The sequence below is a fragment of the Arthrobacter sp. CJ23 genome (assembly GCF_024741795.1).
Taxonomy (GTDB): domain Bacteria; phylum Actinomycetota; class Actinomycetes; order Actinomycetales; family Micrococcaceae; genus Arthrobacter.
In genome coordinates this window covers 624,560-641,103 of the sequence record NZ_CP102950.1, presented here as the reverse complement: position 1 = coordinate 641,103, position 16,544 = coordinate 624,560, and the positions used below count along the sequence as shown (strand labels likewise).

15 protein-coding genes are annotated in these 16,544 nt (G+C 65.2%); 13 read left to right on the top strand and 2 right to left on the bottom strand.

What is annotated here, in order from left to right; translation table 11 throughout:
* Positions 1-99 precede the first annotated feature (99 nt).
* From NVV90_RS02890 to NVV90_RS02880, 3 genes are all read left to right on the top strand, one after another.
* A complete protein-coding gene (locus NVV90_RS02890; protein WP_258439694.1) occupies positions 100-678 on the top strand; it encodes an NADPH-dependent FMN reductase in 579 nt (192 codons plus the stop codon).
* A gap of 106 nt (positions 679-784) precedes the next feature.
* The gene (locus NVV90_RS02885) at positions 785-1,318 is read left to right on the top strand and encodes a GNAT family N-acetyltransferase (RefSeq protein WP_258439693.1); all 534 of its coding nucleotides are present in this window, start codon (positions 785-787) and stop codon (positions 1,316-1,318) included.
* Between the two features lie 158 nt (positions 1,319-1,476).
* Positions 1,477-2,175, top strand: coding sequence for a DsbA family oxidoreductase (locus NVV90_RS02880; protein ID WP_258441051.1), 699 nt, complete (start codon positions 1,477-1,479; stop codon positions 2,173-2,175).
* Between the two features lie 96 nt (positions 2,176-2,271).
* On the opposite strand, the gene NVV90_RS02875 is transcribed toward NVV90_RS02880, so the two are convergent.
* Positions 2,272-3,423: a helix-turn-helix domain-containing protein gene (locus NVV90_RS02875; protein ID WP_258439692.1), complete on the bottom strand. Its 1,152-nt coding sequence runs from the start codon at positions 3,421-3,423 to the stop codon at positions 2,272-2,274.
* A gap of 186 nt (positions 3,424-3,609) precedes the next feature.
* Between NVV90_RS02875 and NVV90_RS02870 the strand changes: the two genes are divergently transcribed.
* The 6 genes from NVV90_RS02870 to NVV90_RS02845 all read left to right on the top strand — a co-directional run bounded on the left by NVV90_RS02870 (position 3,610) and on the right by NVV90_RS02845 (position 9,560).
* Positions 3,610-5,082 (top strand): amino acid permease, encoded by a 1,473-nt coding sequence (locus NVV90_RS02870; RefSeq protein WP_258439691.1) that lies wholly within the window; start codon positions 3,610-3,612, stop codon positions 5,080-5,082.
* A gap of 15 nt (positions 5,083-5,097) precedes the next feature.
* Positions 5,098-6,372 (top strand): M20 family metallo-hydrolase, encoded by a 1,275-nt coding sequence (locus NVV90_RS02865; protein WP_258439690.1) that lies wholly within the window; start codon positions 5,098-5,100, stop codon positions 6,370-6,372.
* A complete protein-coding gene (locus NVV90_RS02860; protein WP_258439689.1) occupies positions 6,369-7,217 on the top strand; it encodes a nitrilase-related carbon-nitrogen hydrolase in 849 nt (282 codons plus the stop codon). The genes NVV90_RS02865 and NVV90_RS02860 overlap by 4 nt, the downstream gene beginning before the upstream one ends.
* Before the next feature lie 71 nt (positions 7,218-7,288).
* Complete coding sequence (locus tag NVV90_RS02855) at positions 7,289-8,935, top strand: NAD(P)/FAD-dependent oxidoreductase (RefSeq protein WP_258441050.1); 1,647 nt, start codon at positions 7,289-7,291, stop codon at positions 8,933-8,935.
* 14 nt (positions 8,936-8,949) lie between these two features.
* On the top strand, positions 8,950-9,333 hold the full coding sequence (locus NVV90_RS02850; protein WP_258439688.1) for a RidA family protein: 384 nt from the start codon (positions 8,950-8,952) through the stop codon (positions 9,331-9,333).
* Positions 9,330-9,560: a hypothetical protein gene (locus NVV90_RS02845; protein WP_258439687.1), complete on the top strand. Its 231-nt coding sequence runs from the start codon at positions 9,330-9,332 to the stop codon at positions 9,558-9,560. The genes NVV90_RS02850 and NVV90_RS02845 overlap by 4 nt, the downstream gene beginning before the upstream one ends.
* An 84-nt stretch (positions 9,561-9,644) precedes the next feature.
* Here the strand turns inward: NVV90_RS02845 and NVV90_RS02840 are convergent, their stop codons facing one another.
* The gene (locus NVV90_RS02840) at positions 9,645-10,862 is read right to left on the bottom strand and encodes a helix-turn-helix domain-containing protein (RefSeq protein WP_258439686.1); all 1,218 of its coding nucleotides are present in this window, start codon (positions 10,860-10,862) and stop codon (positions 9,645-9,647) included.
* Between the two features lie 188 nt (positions 10,863-11,050).
* Here NVV90_RS02840 and NVV90_RS02835 point away from each other — a divergent pair, with 188 nt between their 5' ends.
* The 4 genes from NVV90_RS02835 (at position 11,051) to NVV90_RS02820 (ending at position 16,354) form a co-directional block, all read left to right on the top strand.
* Positions 11,051-12,544 carry an amino acid permease gene (locus NVV90_RS02835; protein ID WP_258439685.1) on the top strand — a complete coding sequence of 498 codons (1,494 nt, stop codon included), beginning with the start codon at positions 11,051-11,053 and terminating at the stop codon, positions 12,542-12,544.
* Positions 12,541-13,812, top strand: a complete 1,272-nt coding sequence (locus NVV90_RS02830; RefSeq protein ID WP_258439684.1) for a M20 family metallo-hydrolase — start codon at positions 12,541-12,543, stop codon at positions 13,810-13,812. The genes NVV90_RS02835 and NVV90_RS02830 overlap by 4 nt, the downstream gene beginning before the upstream one ends.
* Before the next feature lie 83 nt (positions 13,813-13,895).
* Positions 13,896-14,633: a nitrilase-related carbon-nitrogen hydrolase gene (locus tag NVV90_RS02825; protein WP_258439682.1), complete on the top strand. Its 738-nt coding sequence runs from the start codon at positions 13,896-13,898 to the stop codon at positions 14,631-14,633.
* 74 nt (positions 14,634-14,707) lie between these two features.
* On the top strand, positions 14,708-16,354 hold the full coding sequence (locus NVV90_RS02820) for an NAD(P)/FAD-dependent oxidoreductase (RefSeq protein WP_258441049.1): 1,647 nt from the start codon (positions 14,708-14,710) through the stop codon (positions 16,352-16,354).
* The last annotated feature ends 190 nt before the right edge of the window (positions 16,355-16,544 follow it).

Here is a 16,544-nt window from a genome sequence, read left to right as displayed (position 1 = left end):
GAGTGATCCTCGCCACATTGCTTGACGCGACAACCATTCTCCCTTCAAGATAGATGCAAACACATATATGCATTTGCATCTATCTTGAAGGAGTCCGCAATGACCAAGATCGCCATCATCACCGGCAGCACCCGTCCCGGCCGCGTCAACCACCAGGTCGCCAACTGGGTCCTGGCCCAGAGCGCGGCACGCACCGACGCCGAGTTCGAGATCGTGGACATCGCCGACTTCCAGCTCCCCGTCCTGGACGAGCCGTACCCGGCCGGCTACCAGAACTACCAGAACAGCCACACCAAGGCGTTCTCCGAGAAGATCAACGAATTCGACGGCTACGTGTTCGTGGTTGCCGAGTACAACCACTCCATCACGGGCGCTCTCAAGAACGCACTGGACTACCTGTCCGTCGAGTTCAACAACAAGGCTGCGGGCTTCGTTTCCTACGGTTCCATGGGCGGCGCCCGCGCCGTGGAGCACCTGCGCGGCATCGCCTCCGAGCTGCAGCTGGCCCACGTCCGCAACCAGGTGATGTTCTCGATCTTCACCGACTTCGAGAACTTCTCCACCTTCACCCCCAGCGAGACAGCAGCCTCCGGCCTGAACCCCATGCTGGACCAGCTGGTCCTGTGGACCCGCGCCATGGAATTCGCCCGCAACGAAGCCCTCGTCGCCGCCAACTAGCAACAACCCCCGCAGGGCGGCAGGCCGCCGTCGGGATCCTTCCGCAAATGCCCCTTAAGATCACTCTTGAGGGGCATTTCCTCGCCAGCCCGCCTGAGAGGACCGCATGAGCCAGACAATCCGTGAAGCAACAACGGACGACGCCGGGAAGCTGGCCGCGCTGGCCGCCGTCACCTTCCCGCTCGCGTGCCCGCCGTCGTCGTCGCCTGAGGATATCGCCGCGCACCTCGCGCGGACCCTGAGCGAGGCCAACTTTGCGGAGTACCTCGCCGATCCGGACATCACCATCCTGGCCATCGACGCCGGCGGCGAGCTGCGCGGCTACAGCCTCTTGGTGGACCGCCCGGCCCAGGACCCGGACGTGGCGGACGCCCTGACCTTGCTTCCCTCCGCGGAACTGAGCAAATGCTATGTGCACCCGGAACACCACGGCCTGGGCGCGGCGGCGGAACTCATGAAGGCCACCCTGGGCCGTGCCGCCGGATCCGGAGCAGCCGGCGTGTGGCTGGGCGTCAACAGCCAGAACGCCAAGGCCATCCGCTTCTACGAGAAGAGCGGCTTCCGGAAGGTCGGCACCAAGACGTTCAGGCTTGGCGCCAGTGTGGAGCACGACTTCGTCATGGAGCGGGCCCTTCCCTAGCGCGCCCACCGACCCGGCGCGAACGGGCAGTTAATGCCCCCAAATCCGCGTTCTAAGGGCATCAACTGCTCGTTCGCGCTGCTCTGTGCATGCGCGCAGTGACCAATCCAACAGCCCGTTCCGGGAATGACCGCGGCGCGGCCCGGGTTGTCGCCATCATGAAGATTGAGATCTGGTCAGACGTCGCGTGCCCGTGGTGCTACATCGGAAAGCGCCGCTTCGAAGCGGCCCTGGCCGACTTCCCGCACAAGGATTCCGTGGAGGTGCAGTGGCGCAGCTACCAGCTGGACCCCTCGATCCCCGGGCACTACGACGGCACCGAGCTCGACTACCTCAGCACCCGCAAGGGCATGGCCCCGGCCCAGGTCAGCAAGATGTTCGAGCACGTCGCCGAGCAGGGCAAGGGTGAGGGCCTCAACTACCGCTTCGACAACGTGGTGGTGGCCAACAGCTTCACGGCCCACCGCCTCATCCACCTCGCAGCGGCGCACGGCAAGCAGGACCAGGCCAAGGAACGCCTGCTCAGCGACCACTTCGAGCACGGCAAGGACATCGGCAGCCAGGAATACCTGACGTCCCTCGGCACCGAGCTGGGGCTGGACGCCGTCGAGCTCGCCGAACTGTTCACCACCGACAAATACGCCGACGCCGTCCGCAAAGACATCGCCGAGGCCCGCGCCATCGGCGTCACGGGTGTCCCGTTCTTCGTGATCGACCGCAAGTACGGCATCTCCGGCGCCCAGCCGGCCGAGCTGTTCGCTCAGGCCCTGGACCAGGCCTGGCAGGAAGCCAACCCCCTGGTGACCGTGGGCAGCTCCGACGCGGAGTCCTGTGGCCCGGACGGCTGCGCCGTCTAACGCCACGCCCGAGCGCACAGCCCGAACGAACAGTTGAGGCCCCGAATCCGCGGATTCCGGGGCCTCAACTGTTCGTTCGCGCGGCAAGCAGGCGCCCTAGGAACCGTGCAGGGCCAGCAGCGCCGCGGCGGCGTCCCGGGGCCTTTGCAGGTCCAGGCCCGTGTACTTTTCGAAGGCCGTCAGGCGGTTGACGATGGTGTTCCGGTGGCACTTCAGCCGGGCCGCCGTTTCGACCAGGCTTCCCGTGCCAAGGAAGTCGTTCACGGTTTCCAGGATCCGTTCCCGTTCCACCGGCGTGCAGCGGCGCAGATAGGGATGGACCAGCTGGCCGGGATCGCACCCCAGCTGGGTGAGCCGGTGGCGGGCGATGGATTCCCAACGGTCCCGCAGGAAAAATACCCCCACGCTGCCCATGGGCAGATCGCGCATGATCTCCAGGGCGGCACTCGCGGCCGGCCGGACCCTCGCGAAACCGTACGCAAACGGCGCGACGGCGGCCGCCACGCCGTCGAACAGTGCACTCTCGTCAAAGCTGAGGTCCTTGCGGTTGGCCTGGACGCGCTGCTGGATGATCAGCGTGTGGTGGCCCAGGTCGTAGCTGAAGGTCGACTGCTCCCGCCGGGTCTTGAGCGGGAGGCGCCGCTGGACCTTGAGGCTGTCATCCCGGCTGATGGCCGCCACGAGGAACTCCGCGCCCAGTCCGACGCGCAGCGCACCGGCGATGCGTTCAATGTCCGACGGCGATGGTTCCGCGGGTGCCAGCAGTTGGGTGAGGTACTGGTGCTGCAGGTCGGCATTGGCCCTCTCGATGTCCTCGAGTTCGGCCCGGTAGCATTCCTGGACTCGTGCGGCGAAAGCGTCCACGGTGCGCCACACCAGTTCGGTCCGCCGCACCAGGAGTCCCGGGTTGATGCCCAGCGAGGGCGCCGACAACGCCTCCCACAGAACAGAAAAGTCGGTCCTGATGGCCCGCACCAGGCTTTCCAGCGGCACTCCCTGCTTCGCGCGCCGGGCACCCAGATCGGCGGCAATGGCGTCGAGGCCAGCAGTCTCCGTGCCGCCCTTGCCCAGTGAGTCCAGCATCGCCTTGAACGTCTGCTGGCTGCTGCTGCGCAGATCCTCCATGGTCAGCACCGACGCCGAATAGGCCGGGTCCGCAAGAATCCGCCCCAGGAAGTTCTCCGAGAGTTCAGGCACCTGGCTGGTCAACGTTCCGATGATCCGCTGCCATTGCACGTCGTCGATCAAGGAATCCTCCGCTGATGTAGCACTACACAAGCGTGCACCCTGGCCGCCGCAAAGGCACTGTACCTTCGTACATTTATTGCCTGTTTTTGCCGTTTCCTCGTCATTGGCCCGGCGCCGTGCGCTTGGGAAGATCGTTGTCAGTCGCCCCATGGCGACCATCACACTTTCACTTGGCCAGGAGCTTCCATGACCACCACAGACCGAACCGAGGAGCGGACAACGGCCGTCCGCCCCGACGAGCAGTCCGGATACAAGAAGGGCCTGTCCAACCGGCAGGTCCAGATGATCGGCATGGGCGGCGCCATCGGCACCGGCCTGTTCCTTGGCGCGGGAGGAAGGCTGGCCTCCGCCGGCCCGGTGCTTCCCCTTGTCTACGCCGTCTGCGGCGTCTTTGCCTTCTTCGTCCTGCGGGCGCTGGGCGAACTCGTGCTGCACCGCCCGTCGTCAGGCTCCTTCGTTTCCTACGCCCGGGAGTTCTACGGTGAAAAGGCAGCCTACGTGTCCGGCTGGGTCTATGCGGTCTCGTGGGCCCTCACCGCGATCGTGGACATCACGGCGATCGCCGTCTACTTCCACTACTGGACCTCGTTCAGCAGCGTCCCCCAATGGGTCCTCGCTTTGGCCGCACTCGCCGTGGTGACTGGCGTGAACCTCATTTCGGTCAAGCTCTTCGGTGAACTCGAGTTCTGGTTCTCCGTCATCAAGGTGGGCGCGTTGGTGGCCTTCCTCATCGTGGGCGGGATCTTCTTCGCCGGAAACTTCCCGGTGGCGGGCCACAGCCCGGGTTTCTCCTTGATCGCCGAAAACGGCGGGCTGCTGCCGAACGGGCTCCTGCCCGCCGTCATCATCGTCCAGGGCATCGTGTTCGCCTACGCGGGCATCGACCTGATCGGTGTTGCTGCGGGCGAAACCAAGAACCCGGCCAAGGTCATGCCCAAGGCCGTCAACGCGGTGATCTTCCGCATCGCCATCTTCTACGTCGGGTCATCGGCCCTGCTTGCCATGTTGCTCCCCTTCACCGCTTACAAGGCCGGCGAGTCGCCGTTCGTCACGTTCTTCGCCGCCATCGGCGTCCCCGGCGCCGGCGACGTCATGAACTTCGTGGTCCTCACGGCGGCCCTTTCCAGCCTGAACGCAGGCCTGTACTCCACCGGCCGCATCTACCGCTCCATGGCCCAGACGGGCACGGCACCCAGGTTCATGGAGAAGATGAGCCGCGGCGGCGTACCGTACGGCGGGATCCTCTTCACGGCCGCCATCACCCTGCTGGGCGTGGGCCTGAATGCCGTGGTTCCGGCCATGGCCTTCGAGATCGCCCTCAACGCCACGGCCCTCGCCATCCTGTGCACCTGGGCCACCATCGTGCTGTGCCAGCTCAAGCTCTACAAACTGTCCAAGCAAGGGCTCATGCTGCGGCCCGCATTCCGGATGATCGGCGCGCCGTGGACCTCCTATCTGACCCTCGCATTCCTGGGCGCGGTCCTGGTCCTGATGGTCTTCGACTTCCCCGTGGGCAGCTACACGGTGGGTTCCCTCGTCATCATCATCCCGGCCCTGATCGCCGGCTGGTTCGCGGTCCGCAAGCGCGTGACTGAAATTGCGAGCGTCAATCCCGGAAGCCACGCCCTTCCGATCATCACGTCCACCCCCAAGAACTAGACGAAGGACTCCCCCATGAGCACCCCAACCATCGGAACCAACACCGGCGTCACCGCAGCCGAAGCCTTCCTCCGGGACTTCCGGAGCCTCTCCGCCATCGGCGAAACCCCGGGCCACGGCGTGGACCGGCAGGCGGCAACCACCGCCGACGCCCAGGCCCGCACCTGGTTCACGTCCCTGGCCGCCCAGTACGGTTTCCGCACCGAAACGGACCAGGTGGGCAACCTCTTCGCACTGCTGGAATGGACGCCCGGCGCGCCCTACGTGCTGGTCGGTTCGCACCTGGACAGCCAGCCGACTGCCGGCAAGTACGATGGCGCCTACGGCGTCGCGGCCGCCCTGCATGCCGGCCGCCGCCTGGCCGAGAGCACCCCCGCCGGCGAAACCCCGAAGTACAACCTGGCCGTGGTGGACTGGTTCAACGAGGAAGGCTGCCGCTTCGCCCCTTCCATGATGGGAAGTTCCGTCTACACCGGCAAGCTCCCCGCCGAGACCGCCCTCACCGTGACGGACGTGCACGGCGTCACCGTGCGCCAGGCACTGTCCGCCATCGGCCAGCTTGGCACGGGCGGCGGCCCGCGCGCGGCCGCCTATGCCGAGATCCACATCGAACAGGGCCGTTCGCTGGAGAATTCCGGCACCACCATCGGCCTGGTCCATTCCTGCTGGGCTGCTGTGAAATACACCGCCACGGTGCACGGCGAACAGGCACACACCGGTTCCGCCATCATCGCCGACCGGAAGGACGCCCTGCTGGGAGCTTCCCGCTTGGTGGTGCTGCTCCGCGAAATCGCCGACCACTTCGCGGGCGCCGTGCTGCACACCTCGGTGGGGCAGCTCACCGTGTACCCGAACTCCCCCGTGGTGGTGCCCTCCAAGGTGGAGCTCGTCATGGACATGCGCACCGCCGACGAAGAGGTGCTGGCGTCCGCCAAGGCGCTGCTCCGCGCCGGAATCGCCCGCATCGAGGCCGAAGCCAAGGTCTCCGTTGAGGTCGAGGAATCGCATGCCTGGGGCATCAACCCGTACCAGCCCGCCGGCGTCGAACTGGCACGCGAGTGCGCCGAGAAGCTCGAGCTGAGCAACACGCCCGTGTTCACCCTGGCAGGCCACGACTCCATCAACATGAAGGACATCGTCCCCACCGTGATGCTGTTTGTTCCCAGCGTCGACGGCATCTCCCACAACGAACGGGAGTTCACGCACGACGACGACGCCTGCGCCGGCGTGGACATGCTCACCGAAGTTGTGGCGCGGCTGTGCCGCGGGGACCTGGACGGGGCACAGTGACCTCCGGACACGACGTTCACCAGGCCGGCGTGCTCCGCGTCGGCGTCCTGCAGGCCACCGGCCTGGTGAACTCCCCGCCGCAGAACCTCCAGCGCGTCGCCAACCGCGCACGGGAAGCCGCCCAGCAGGGCGCCGGCCTGCTGGTCACCCCGGAACTGTTCAGCTGCGGCTACGCACCGAGCCTGGTCCACATGAGCGACGGCGCCGCGCAGCGCGAACAGCTGGCCGGCATCGCCGCGGCCAACGGCATCGGCCTGGTGGCCTCGACCGTCGAGCACGAGGAGGGCAGGCACTACATCAGTGCCTCGCTGTTCGCCCCTGACGGCACCGAGCTCACCCGCTACCGCAAGCAGAACCTCTTCGGCCCCGCCGAGCAGCAGGTCTTCACTCGCGGCCAGCTGCCGCCCGCCGTCGTCGACTTTGCCGGCGTCCGGCTCGCGCTCGGCATCTGCTTCGACGTCGAATTCCCGGAATTCGCCCGGGAAGCCGCCCTGGCGGGGGCGGAACTGCTGTGCGTCCCGACGGCGGTGCCGCTGCGCTCCGAGGAGTCGGGGGAAGCCAACCCCTTCGACACCCGGCTGATCCCGTCCACGGTGGTGCCCACCCGGGCCTTGGAGAACCAAATGTTCATCGCCTACGCCAACCACGCCGGGCCGAATTTCGCGGGGCTGAGCACCATCGCCGATCCCTACGGCCGGCGGCTCGCCACAGCCGGGGACGGCAGCGAACTGATCCTCGCCGACGTCGATCTGGCCGTCCTGGCCCAGGCCCGCAAAGACACGGACTACCTGGGCAGCCTCCTCTCCAACAACCCCACCGCAACAACCCGAAAAGGACTCCAGTGACCACCCCAGCAGCCACCAGCACCTCGACTGCACCCGCTCCCGCCGCCCACACCACGGCACGCCCCATCACCATGCTCAACCCGGACTTCCCGTTCCCCTACGACGACTACATCAGCCACCCGGCCGGCGTCGGGTCCGTCCCGGAGGACATGTACGGCACGGAAGTGGCCGTCGTCGGGGCTGGCCTGTCCGGGCTGGTGGCCGCCTACGAGCTCATGAAGATGGGCCTCAAGCCGGTGGTCTACGAGTCCTCCCGCATCGGCGGCCGGCTGCGCGCCGGCACCCAGCCCGGCCAGGCAGGCCCCGTTGCCGACCTCGGCGGCATGCGCTTCCCGCGCTCGGGCAGGTCTTTCTTCCACTACGCCCACCTGGTGGGCATCGAAACGCAGCCGTTCCCGAACCCCCTCACTCCCGCGGCCGGCAGCACCGTCATCGAGCTCGGCGGCCAGGCGCACTACGCCGAGAAGCCCGAGGACCTGCCGCAGTTCTTCGGCGACGTCGCCAAGGCCTGGGACGACTGCCTCGAGGAACGCGCCCACTTCAGCGCCATGCAGGAAGCCATCCGCACCCGCGACCTGCCCACCATCAAGAAGCTCTGGAACGAGATCGTCCCCCTCTTCGACGACGTCTCCTTCTCCGGCTACCTCGCCACGTCCAAGGCCTTCTCCGCCCTGCCGTTCGAATACCGCGAGGCCTTCGGACAGGTGGGCTTCGGCACCGGCGGCTGGGACACCAACTTCCCTGACTCCATCCTGGAAATCCTGCGCGTGGTCTACGTGGACGCCGACGCCGAGCAGCACCGCATCATCGGCGGCGCCCAGCTCCTCCCCGAACGCCTGTGGAACCACGCCCCGGAGGGCCTTGCCCACTGGCCCGAGGGCACCAGCCTCGCCTCCCTGCACGGCGGCCACCCCCGCGGCGCCGTCGCCTCCATCAAGCGCCTGAACAACGACGACGGCACCCCCGGGGATCTTTCCGTCACCGACAAGTGGGGCAAGGAAGCCCGGTACCCGGCGGTCATCGCCACCTGCCAAAGCTGGCTGCTCTCGGCGAGGATCGACGTCGACGAATCGCTCTTCAGCCACAAGCTGTGGACCGCCATCGAGCGCAGCCACTACCTGCAGTCCTCCAAGACCTTCGTGGTGGTGGACCGGCCGTTCTGGAAGGACATCGACCCCGAAACCGGCCGCCAGGTCATGAGCACTACCCTCACGGACCGCCTCACCCGCGGCACCTACCTCCTGGACAACGGACCCGGCCAGCCGGCCCTCATCTGCCTGTCCTACACCTGGAACGACGACGCCCTCAAATGGCTGCCCCTGGACGCCGACGAACGCGTCCGGCTCATGCTGCACTCGCTCAAGCAGATCTACCCCACGGTGGACATCGCCTCGCACATCATCGGCGAGCCGATCACGGTCTCGTGGGAGGACGACCCCAACTTCATGGGCGCCTTCAGCGACAACCTGCCCGGCCACTACCGCTACCAGGAACGCCTCTACACGCACTTCATGCAGGCCGACCACGCTCCGGAGCACCGCGGCATCTACATCGCCGGCGACGACGTGTCCTGGACCGGCGGCTGGGCCGACGGCGCCGTCACCACCGGACTCAACGCCGTCTGGGCAGTCATGACCCAACTCGGCGGCAACACCCACCCGGACAACCCCGGCCCCGGCGACCGCTTCGAGGAACTCAAGCCCATCCGCCTGCCCTAGGACGAAAGCCCACCATGACCCGAGCAACCATCATCCGGACCAGCCATGCCCCCAGCCTTCCCGTGCTGTCCCAGGCAACGGCGACGGAGCACCTTCTCTTCACCTCCGGACAAGTCGGCCTGGATCCTGCCACAGGAGCCGTGCCGGAGACGTTCGCAGCAGAAGTCGAGCAGGCGCTGGACAATCTGGAAGCCGTCCTCGCCGCCGGTGATTGCGCTCCGGAGGACGTCGTCCGCACCTTCTGCGTGCTGACGGATGCCGCCGACCTTCCCGAATTCAACCGGCTCTACACACAGCGGTTCCCTGACGCCAAACCGGCACGGACCACCATCGTGGCAGGGCTGGTGGGCCCGTTCCGCTTCGAAATCGAGGCGACGGCGCTGAGGGCCGCGCCATGAACCAGCGCTCGTTGCCGTGCGTGGAACAGCCGGCAAGCCAGGACTGGAGCGGCCTCGCCACCGGTGATTCCGTCCGGGTGCACCATCCGGAGCTTGGCCGGTACTGGGCTGTGGTTGACGAGAAAACCCTGGATTCCCGCACGATCTGGATCGTGCGGGAAAGCCTTGGAACGCGCCAGGCCTTCGACTACAGAGAGGGCGTCGCCGTCCTCCCGCGCGATTCGTAGCAGCGAACGCCAGCTCAAATGGAGGGGCCAGCTTCGGCTGGCCCCTCCATTGTTGCCCGGTCTCCTCGGCGTCCAGGCCGCCTTCTAGACCCCGAGGACGCTGCCGTGTGGATGGACGCCGTCAGCGCCGGGTGGTGTGTGCAGCGTCTTGATTCCCATGTGCAGGGCAAGTACAGCTGCGGCAGCGTCCCTTGGTTTTTGGACGTCGAGTCCGGTGTATTTTTCAAAGGCGGTCAGCCGGTTCAGGATCGTGTTGCGGTGGCAGCCTAGCTTCGCCGCGGTCTCGATCAGACTGCCGCTTGCCAGGAAGACTGTGGCAGTTTCCAGCAGGCGCTCCCGTTCGAGCGGCGTGCAGCGGCGCAGGTGAGGGTAGACAAGTTGGCCGGGATCGCACCCTTGCTGGGCCAGCCGGTGGCGGGTGATGGAATCCCAGCGATCCCGAAGAGTGAAAATACCTTGGCTGCCCATTGGCAAATCCGTCATGATCTCAACAGCGGCCTTTGTCGCGGACCGGACGCTGGCGAATCCATCGGCAAAAGGAGCGACTGCTGCGGCCATGCCATCGAACAACGAAGTCTCGTCGTATGCAAGGTCCTTTCGGTTTTGTTGAACTCGCTGTCGGATGATCAAGGTGTGATGCCCTTGGTCATAGATGAATGTCAGATGCCTGCGTCGAGGCCCCAAGCTGAGTCGCCGCTGTACTTTGAGGCTGTCATCCCTGCTGATGGCCACGACAAGAAATTCGGCAGCTATCCTGATTTGGAGTGCACCGGCGATCCGTTCGAGGTCCGACGGAGTGGGTTCCGTAGGTGCCAGCAGCTGGGTTAGATACTGGTGCTGCAGATTCGCGTTTGCCCTCTCGATGTCTTCAAGTTCTGCCCGGTAGCATTCCTGGACCCGCGCGCCAAAGGCATCGACGGTCCGCCATATCATCGCGTTCCTTCGCACCAGAAGCCCAGGATTGACGCCAAGCGATGGTGCAGAAAGTGCATCCCACAGCACGGAAAAGTCCGTTCTGATGGCTCCACTGAGACTGTCCAGCGGGACTCCTTGTTGCGCGCGTCTGGCCCCCAGATCAGCGGCGATGCTTTCGAGGCGGGCTACCGGCGCTCCACCCTGGCCTAAAGACTCCAGCAGTGCCTCGAAGGTCAGCTGACTGCTTTCCCGAAGATCCTCCATGGTCAGCACTGAAGACGAGTACACCGGGTCCGAGAGAATCCTTCCCAGAAAGTTCTCCGAGAGTTGTGGCACCTGACTGACCAGGGTTTCGATAATCCGTTGCCATTGCACTTCTTCGTTCACAGAAACCTCCGTAATAATCCGCCTTCCATCAGAGTGCCTTTCGGGAATGCCAATGGCACTAGGCGTCCGCACATTTAGTCGGGTCTCTTTGTTGCGGTGCTGTCATAGGATCACCCGTTTTCTCTTGGGACGATCTTTTCCTGTCTCCCTATGGCGACAGTCACATTCTCATCGGCCAGGAGTTTTCCATGACAACCACAGACCCAGTCGAGGAACGGACAACGGCCGTCCGTTCCGATGAACAAGCAGGGTACAAGAAGGGCCTGTCCAACCGGCAGGTCCAGATGATCGGCATCGGCGGTGCAATCGGCACCGGCCTGTTCCTTGGCGCAGGAGGGAGGCTGGCTTCGGCCGGCCCGGTCCTACCCATCGTCTATGCCATCTGCGGCGTCTTCGCGTTCTTCGTCCTCCGGGCTCTGGGCGAGCTAGTCCTGCACCGCCCGTCCTCTGGTTCCTTTGTTTCCTACGCACGCGAGTTCTATGGAGAAAAAGCCGCCTACGTTTCCGGTTGGGTTTACGCCATCTCCTGGGCGCTCACAGCGATCGTGGATATCACCGCCATTGCTGTGTACTTCCACTACTGGACTGCGTTCAGCTCCGTCCCGCAGTGGGTGCTGGCACTCATTGCCCTGGCGGTCGTCACCGCCGTAAACCTGATCTCGGTGAAATTGTTCGGTGAGCTGGAGTTCTGGTTCTCCGTCATCAAGGTCGGCGCCCTGGTCGCCTTCCTGATCGTGGGAGGCATCTTCTTCGCTGGCAACTTCCCCGTCGCAGGCCACAGCCCAGGTTTCTCCCTGATCGCGGACCACGGAGGCCTTCTGCCGAACGGGCTGCTTCCCGCCGTCATCATCGTCCAGGGCATCGTCTTCGCCTACGCCGGCATCGACCTGATCGGCGTCGCCGCAGGCGAAACGAAAAACCCTGAGAAGGTCATGCCGAAGGCCGTCAACGCCGTCATCTTCCGCATCGCCATCTTCTACGTCGGCGCCTCCGCCTTGCTGGCGCTCCTCCTTCCGTTCAACGCCTACAAGGCTGGCGAGTCGCCGTTCGTCACCTTCTTTGCCGCTATCGGCGTTCCCGGCGCCGGCGATGTCATGAACTTCGTGGTGCTGACAGCTGCACTTTCCAGTCTCAATGCCGGCCTGTACTCCACGGGCAGGATCTACCGTTCCATGGCACAAACCGGTACGGCACCGAAATTCATGGACAGGATGAGCCGCGGTGGCGTTCCGTACGGCGGGATCCTCTTCACGGCCGCCATCACCCTGCTGGGTGTGGGACTGAATGCCGTGGTTCCCGCCATGGCCTTCGAGATCGCCCTCAACGCAACCGCCCTGGCAATCCTTTGCACGTGGGGAACGATCGTGCTGTGCCAGCTCAAGCTTTACAAGCTGTCCAAAAAGGGCGTGCTGCCGCGGCCTTCTTTCCGGATGCTGGGCGCCCCATGGACCTCCTACCTGACCTTGGCATTCCTAGGGGGAGTTCTGCTGCTCATGCTCTTCGATTTCCCGATTGGCACGTACACCGTGGCCGCCCTCGTCGTCTTCATTCCCGCCCTGATCGCCGGATGGTTCGCCGTCCGCAAACGCGTCATCGAACTGGCCATTCTTAACCCCGGAAGCCACAGCCTTCCTATCATCGCAGCCGCCACCCCGAACAAGACGGAGGACTCCGCATCATGAGCACGCCCACCATCGAATCCACCACCAAGATCTCCGCAGCCGAAGCCTTCCTTCGTGATTTCCGCAGCCTGTCCGCAATCGGGGAAACGCCCGGACACGGCGTGGACCGGCAGGCGGCGACGACTGCCGATGCGCAGGCCAGGATCTGGTTCACGTCATTGGCCACCCAGTATGGTTTCCGCACCGAGGTAGATCAGATCGGTAACATCTTCGCCCTTTTGGAATGGACCCCGGGCGCGCCTTACGTGCTGGTTGGTTCCCACCTGGACAGCCAGCCGACCGCGGGGAAGTTTGACGGTGCCTATGGCGTCGCGGCCGCCCTGCATGCCGGCCGGCGCCTGGCCGCCAGCAACAGTGACGATGCACCGAAGTACAACCTGGCGATCGTGGACTGGTTCAACGAGGAAGGCTGCCGGTTCGCCCCCTCCATGATGGGAAGCTCCGTTTACACCGGTAAGCTCCCCGTCGAGGAAGCCCGCGCGATTCAAGACAAACAAGGCACCACCGTGGCCCAGGCCCTGGAAGCGATCGGACACCTTGGCTCGGGTACCGGCCCGGTGGCCGCGGCCTACGCCGAAATCCATATCGAGCAGGGCCGGTCCTTGGAGGATTCCGGGACCACCATCGGCCTGGTCCATTCCTGCTGGGCTGCTGTGAAATACACCGCCACGGTGCACGGCGAACAGGCACACACCGGTTCCGCCATCATCGCCGACCGTAAGGACGCCTTGCTCGGCGCGTCGATGCTGGTGGTCCTGCTCCGGGAGATCGCCGATTCTTTCTCCGGCACCGTACTGCACACCTCCGTCGGCCAGCTGGATGTCTACCCGAATTCACCTGTGGTTGTTCCGTCCCGGGTGGACCTGGTCATGGACCTGCGCAGCGCCGACGAAACGGTCCTGGCTGCAGCCCAGAAGCTGCTCCAGGACGGTATCTCTCGAATCGAAAAGGACGCCAACGTCACCGTCGACGTCGAGCAGTCGCACGCTTGGGGGATCAACCCCTACCAGCCCGCTGGCGTCGAGCTGGCACGCGAGTGCGCCGAGAAGCTCGAGTTGAGCAACACGCCCGTGTTCACGCTGGCAGGCCACGACTCCATCAACATGAAGGACATCGTCCCCACCGTGATGCTGTTTGTTCCCAGCGTCGAGGGCATCTCCCACAACGAACGCGAGTACACCACCGACGGCGACATCAGCGCCGGTGTGGACATCCTCACCGAAGTTGTGGCGCGGCTGTGCCGCGGAGAACTGGACGGGGCCCAGTGACCCTAACGCGCACCCCGGATGTGCGGGTCGCCGTCCTGCAAGCCACTGGCTTGGTCAACTCCGGACCAGTGAATCTCAGACGCTTGGCTGTCCGTGCAGAGCAGGCCCGGCAACGCGGGGCAGACCTGCTCGTCACACCTGAACTGTTCATTCCCGGCTACGCCCCAACCCTGGTCCACGGCACCGACGGCGAGGCGCACAGGCAGCAACTCGCGGCTTTAGCCGCCGGCATGGGAATCGGGCTCGTAGCCTCCACCGTTGAGCACGAGGACGGCGACCACTACATCTCGGCCTCGTTGTTCAGTGCCGACGGCACGGAACTGACCCGCTACCGCAAGCAGAACCTGTTCGGCCGCGACGAGAACTCAGTGTTCACCCCCGGAACCATGCCACCCGTCGTCGTACCTTTCAACGGCGTCCGAGTTGCCCTGGGGATTTGTTTCGACGTCGAATTTCCCGAGTTCGTGCGATCGGCTGCTCTGGCTGGCGCTGAGCTGCTCTGCGTCCCTACAGCCGTACCGCTCCGGGAACCAGACGCCTCAGGGAGGCAGCCGCTCGATACGCGTCTTATTCCGGCCATGGTGGTACCGACGCGCGCGTTGGAAAGCCAGATTTTCATCGCCTACGCCAACCATGCCGGGCCTTCTTTCGCCGGGCTGAGCACCATCGCCGACCCCTACGGCCGCCACCTGTCAGCGGCGGCCGATGACGGCGAACTCATCGTCGCCGACATCGACCTTGAGAGCTTGGTCCAGGCCCGGGCCGACACCGGCTATCTTGCCCGGTTCGCCAACCACACGGCTTCCGTCTACACCCCCTAAGGAGACCATTGACCATCGCAGCCACCAGCACGCCAACTGCAGCCGCCGATGCCTCATCGGCTGCACCCATCACCATGCTCAACCCGGACTTCCCATTCCCCTACGACGACTACCTGACCCACCCAGCGGGCTTGGGAGCCGTTCCCACGAAGATGCACGGAACGGAAGTCGCCGTGATCGGTGCCGGATTGTCCGGCCTTGTGGCTGCACATGAGTTGATGAAGATGGGCCTCAAGCCGGTCATCTACGAGTCGTCCCGGATCGGCGGCCGTTTGCGGGCCGGCCGACCGGAAGGCCAGACCGGCCCGGTCGCCGACCTCGGCGGCATGCGGTTCCCGCGCTCGGGCAGGTCTTTCTTCCACTACGCCCACCTGGTGGGCATCGAAACGCAGCCGTTCCCGAACCCCCTCACTCCCGCGGCCGGCAGCACCGTCATCGAGCTCGGCGGCCAGGCGCACTACGCCGAGAAGCCCGAGGACCTGCCGCAGTTCTTCGGCGACGTCGCCAAGGCCTGGGACGACTGCCTCGAGGAACGCGCCCACTTCAGCGCCATGCAGGAAGCCATCCGCACCCGCGACCTGCCCACCATCAAGAAGCTCTGGAACGAGATCGTCCCCCTCTTCGACGACGTCTCCTTCTCCGGCTACCTCGCCACGTCCAAGGCCTTCTCCGCCCTGCCGTTCGAATACCGCGAGGCCTTCGGACAGGTGGGCTTCGGCACCGGCGGCTGGGACACCAACTTCCCTGACTCCATCCTGGAAATCCTGCGCGTGGTCTACGTGGACGCCGACGCCGAGCAGCACCGCATCATCGGCGGCGCCCAGCTCCTCCCCGAACGCCTGTGGAACCACGCCCCGGAGGGCCTTGCCCACTGGCCCGAGGGCACCAGCCTCGCCTCCCTGCACGGCGGCCACCCCCGCGGCGCCGTCGCCTCCATCAAGCGCCTGAACAACGACGACGGCACCCCCGGGGATCTTTCCGTCACCGACAAGTGGGGCAAGGAAGCCCGGTACCCGGCGGTCATCGCCACCTGCCAAAGCTGGCTGCTCTCGGCGAGGATCGACGTCGACGAATCGCTCTTCAGCCACAAGCTGTGGACCGCCATCGAGCGCAGCCACTACCTGCAGTCCTCCAAGACCTTCGTGGTGGTGGACCGGCCGTTCTGGAAGGACATCGACCCCGAAACCGGCCGCCAGGTCATGAGCACTACCCTCACGGACCGCCTCACCCGCGGCACCTACCTCCTGGACAACGGACCCGGCCAGCCGGCCCTCATCTGCCTGTCCTACACCTGGAACGACGACGCCCTCAAATGGCTGCCCCTGGACGCCGACGAACGCGTCCGGCTCATGCTGCACTCGCTCAAGCAGATCTACCCCACGGTGGACATCGCCTCGCACATCATCGGCGAGCCGATCACGGTCTCGTGGGAGGACGACCCCAACTTCATGGGCGCCTTCAGCGACAACCTTCCCGGCCACTACCGCTACCAGGAACGCCTCTACACGCACTTCATGCAGGCCGACCACGCTCCGGAGCACCGCGGCATCTACATCGCCGGCGACGACGTGTCCTGGACCGGCGGCTGGGCCGACGGCGCCGTCACCACCGGACTCAACGCCGTCTGGGCGGTCATGACCCAACTCGGCGGCAAGACCCACCCAGACAACCCCGGCCCCGGCGACCGCTTCGAAGAACTCAAGCCCATCCGACTCCCTTAGACACATGAAAGCAATGCCAAAAGCACGAACTGACCCCGCCGCCAAAGAAGTAATTCAGGATTGGACCAGGCTGGGCCCCGGGGGATCCCGTGGGTGTCCTCCACCTGGTACTCGGGGAATACTCGGCCACCGTCCATCAAAAGACGTCCGACTTTCACACAGACACACAGAAACTTCAATCACAACACCC

Coding starts and splice junctions, on each gene's coding strand:
- NVV90_RS02890 (WP_258439694.1), top strand. CDS start 100: ATGACCAAGATCGCCATCATCACCGGCAGCACCCGTCCCGGCCGCGTC.
- NVV90_RS02885 (WP_258439693.1), top strand. CDS start 785: ATGAGCCAGACAATCCGTGAAGCAACAACGGACGACGCCGGGAAGCTG.
- NVV90_RS02880 (WP_258441051.1), top strand. CDS start 1,477: ATGAAGATTGAGATCTGGTCAGACGTCGCGTGCCCGTGGTGCTACATC.
- NVV90_RS02870 (WP_258439691.1), top strand. CDS start 3,610: ATGACCACCACAGACCGAACCGAGGAGCGGACAACGGCCGTCCGCCCC.
- NVV90_RS02865 (WP_258439690.1), top strand. CDS start 5,098: ATGAGCACCCCAACCATCGGAACCAACACCGGCGTCACCGCAGCCGAA.
- NVV90_RS02855 (WP_258441050.1), top strand. CDS start 7,289: ATGCTCAACCCGGACTTCCCGTTCCCCTACGACGACTACATCAGCCAC.
- NVV90_RS02850 (WP_258439688.1), top strand. CDS start 8,950: ATGACCCGAGCAACCATCATCCGGACCAGCCATGCCCCCAGCCTTCCC.
- NVV90_RS02845 (WP_258439687.1), top strand. CDS start 9,330: ATGAACCAGCGCTCGTTGCCGTGCGTGGAACAGCCGGCAAGCCAGGAC.
- NVV90_RS02835 (WP_258439685.1), top strand. CDS start 11,051: ATGACAACCACAGACCCAGTCGAGGAACGGACAACGGCCGTCCGTTCC.
- NVV90_RS02830 (WP_258439684.1), top strand. CDS start 12,541: ATGAGCACGCCCACCATCGAATCCACCACCAAGATCTCCGCAGCCGAA.
- NVV90_RS02820 (WP_258441049.1), top strand. CDS start 14,708: ATGCTCAACCCGGACTTCCCATTCCCCTACGACGACTACCTGACCCAC.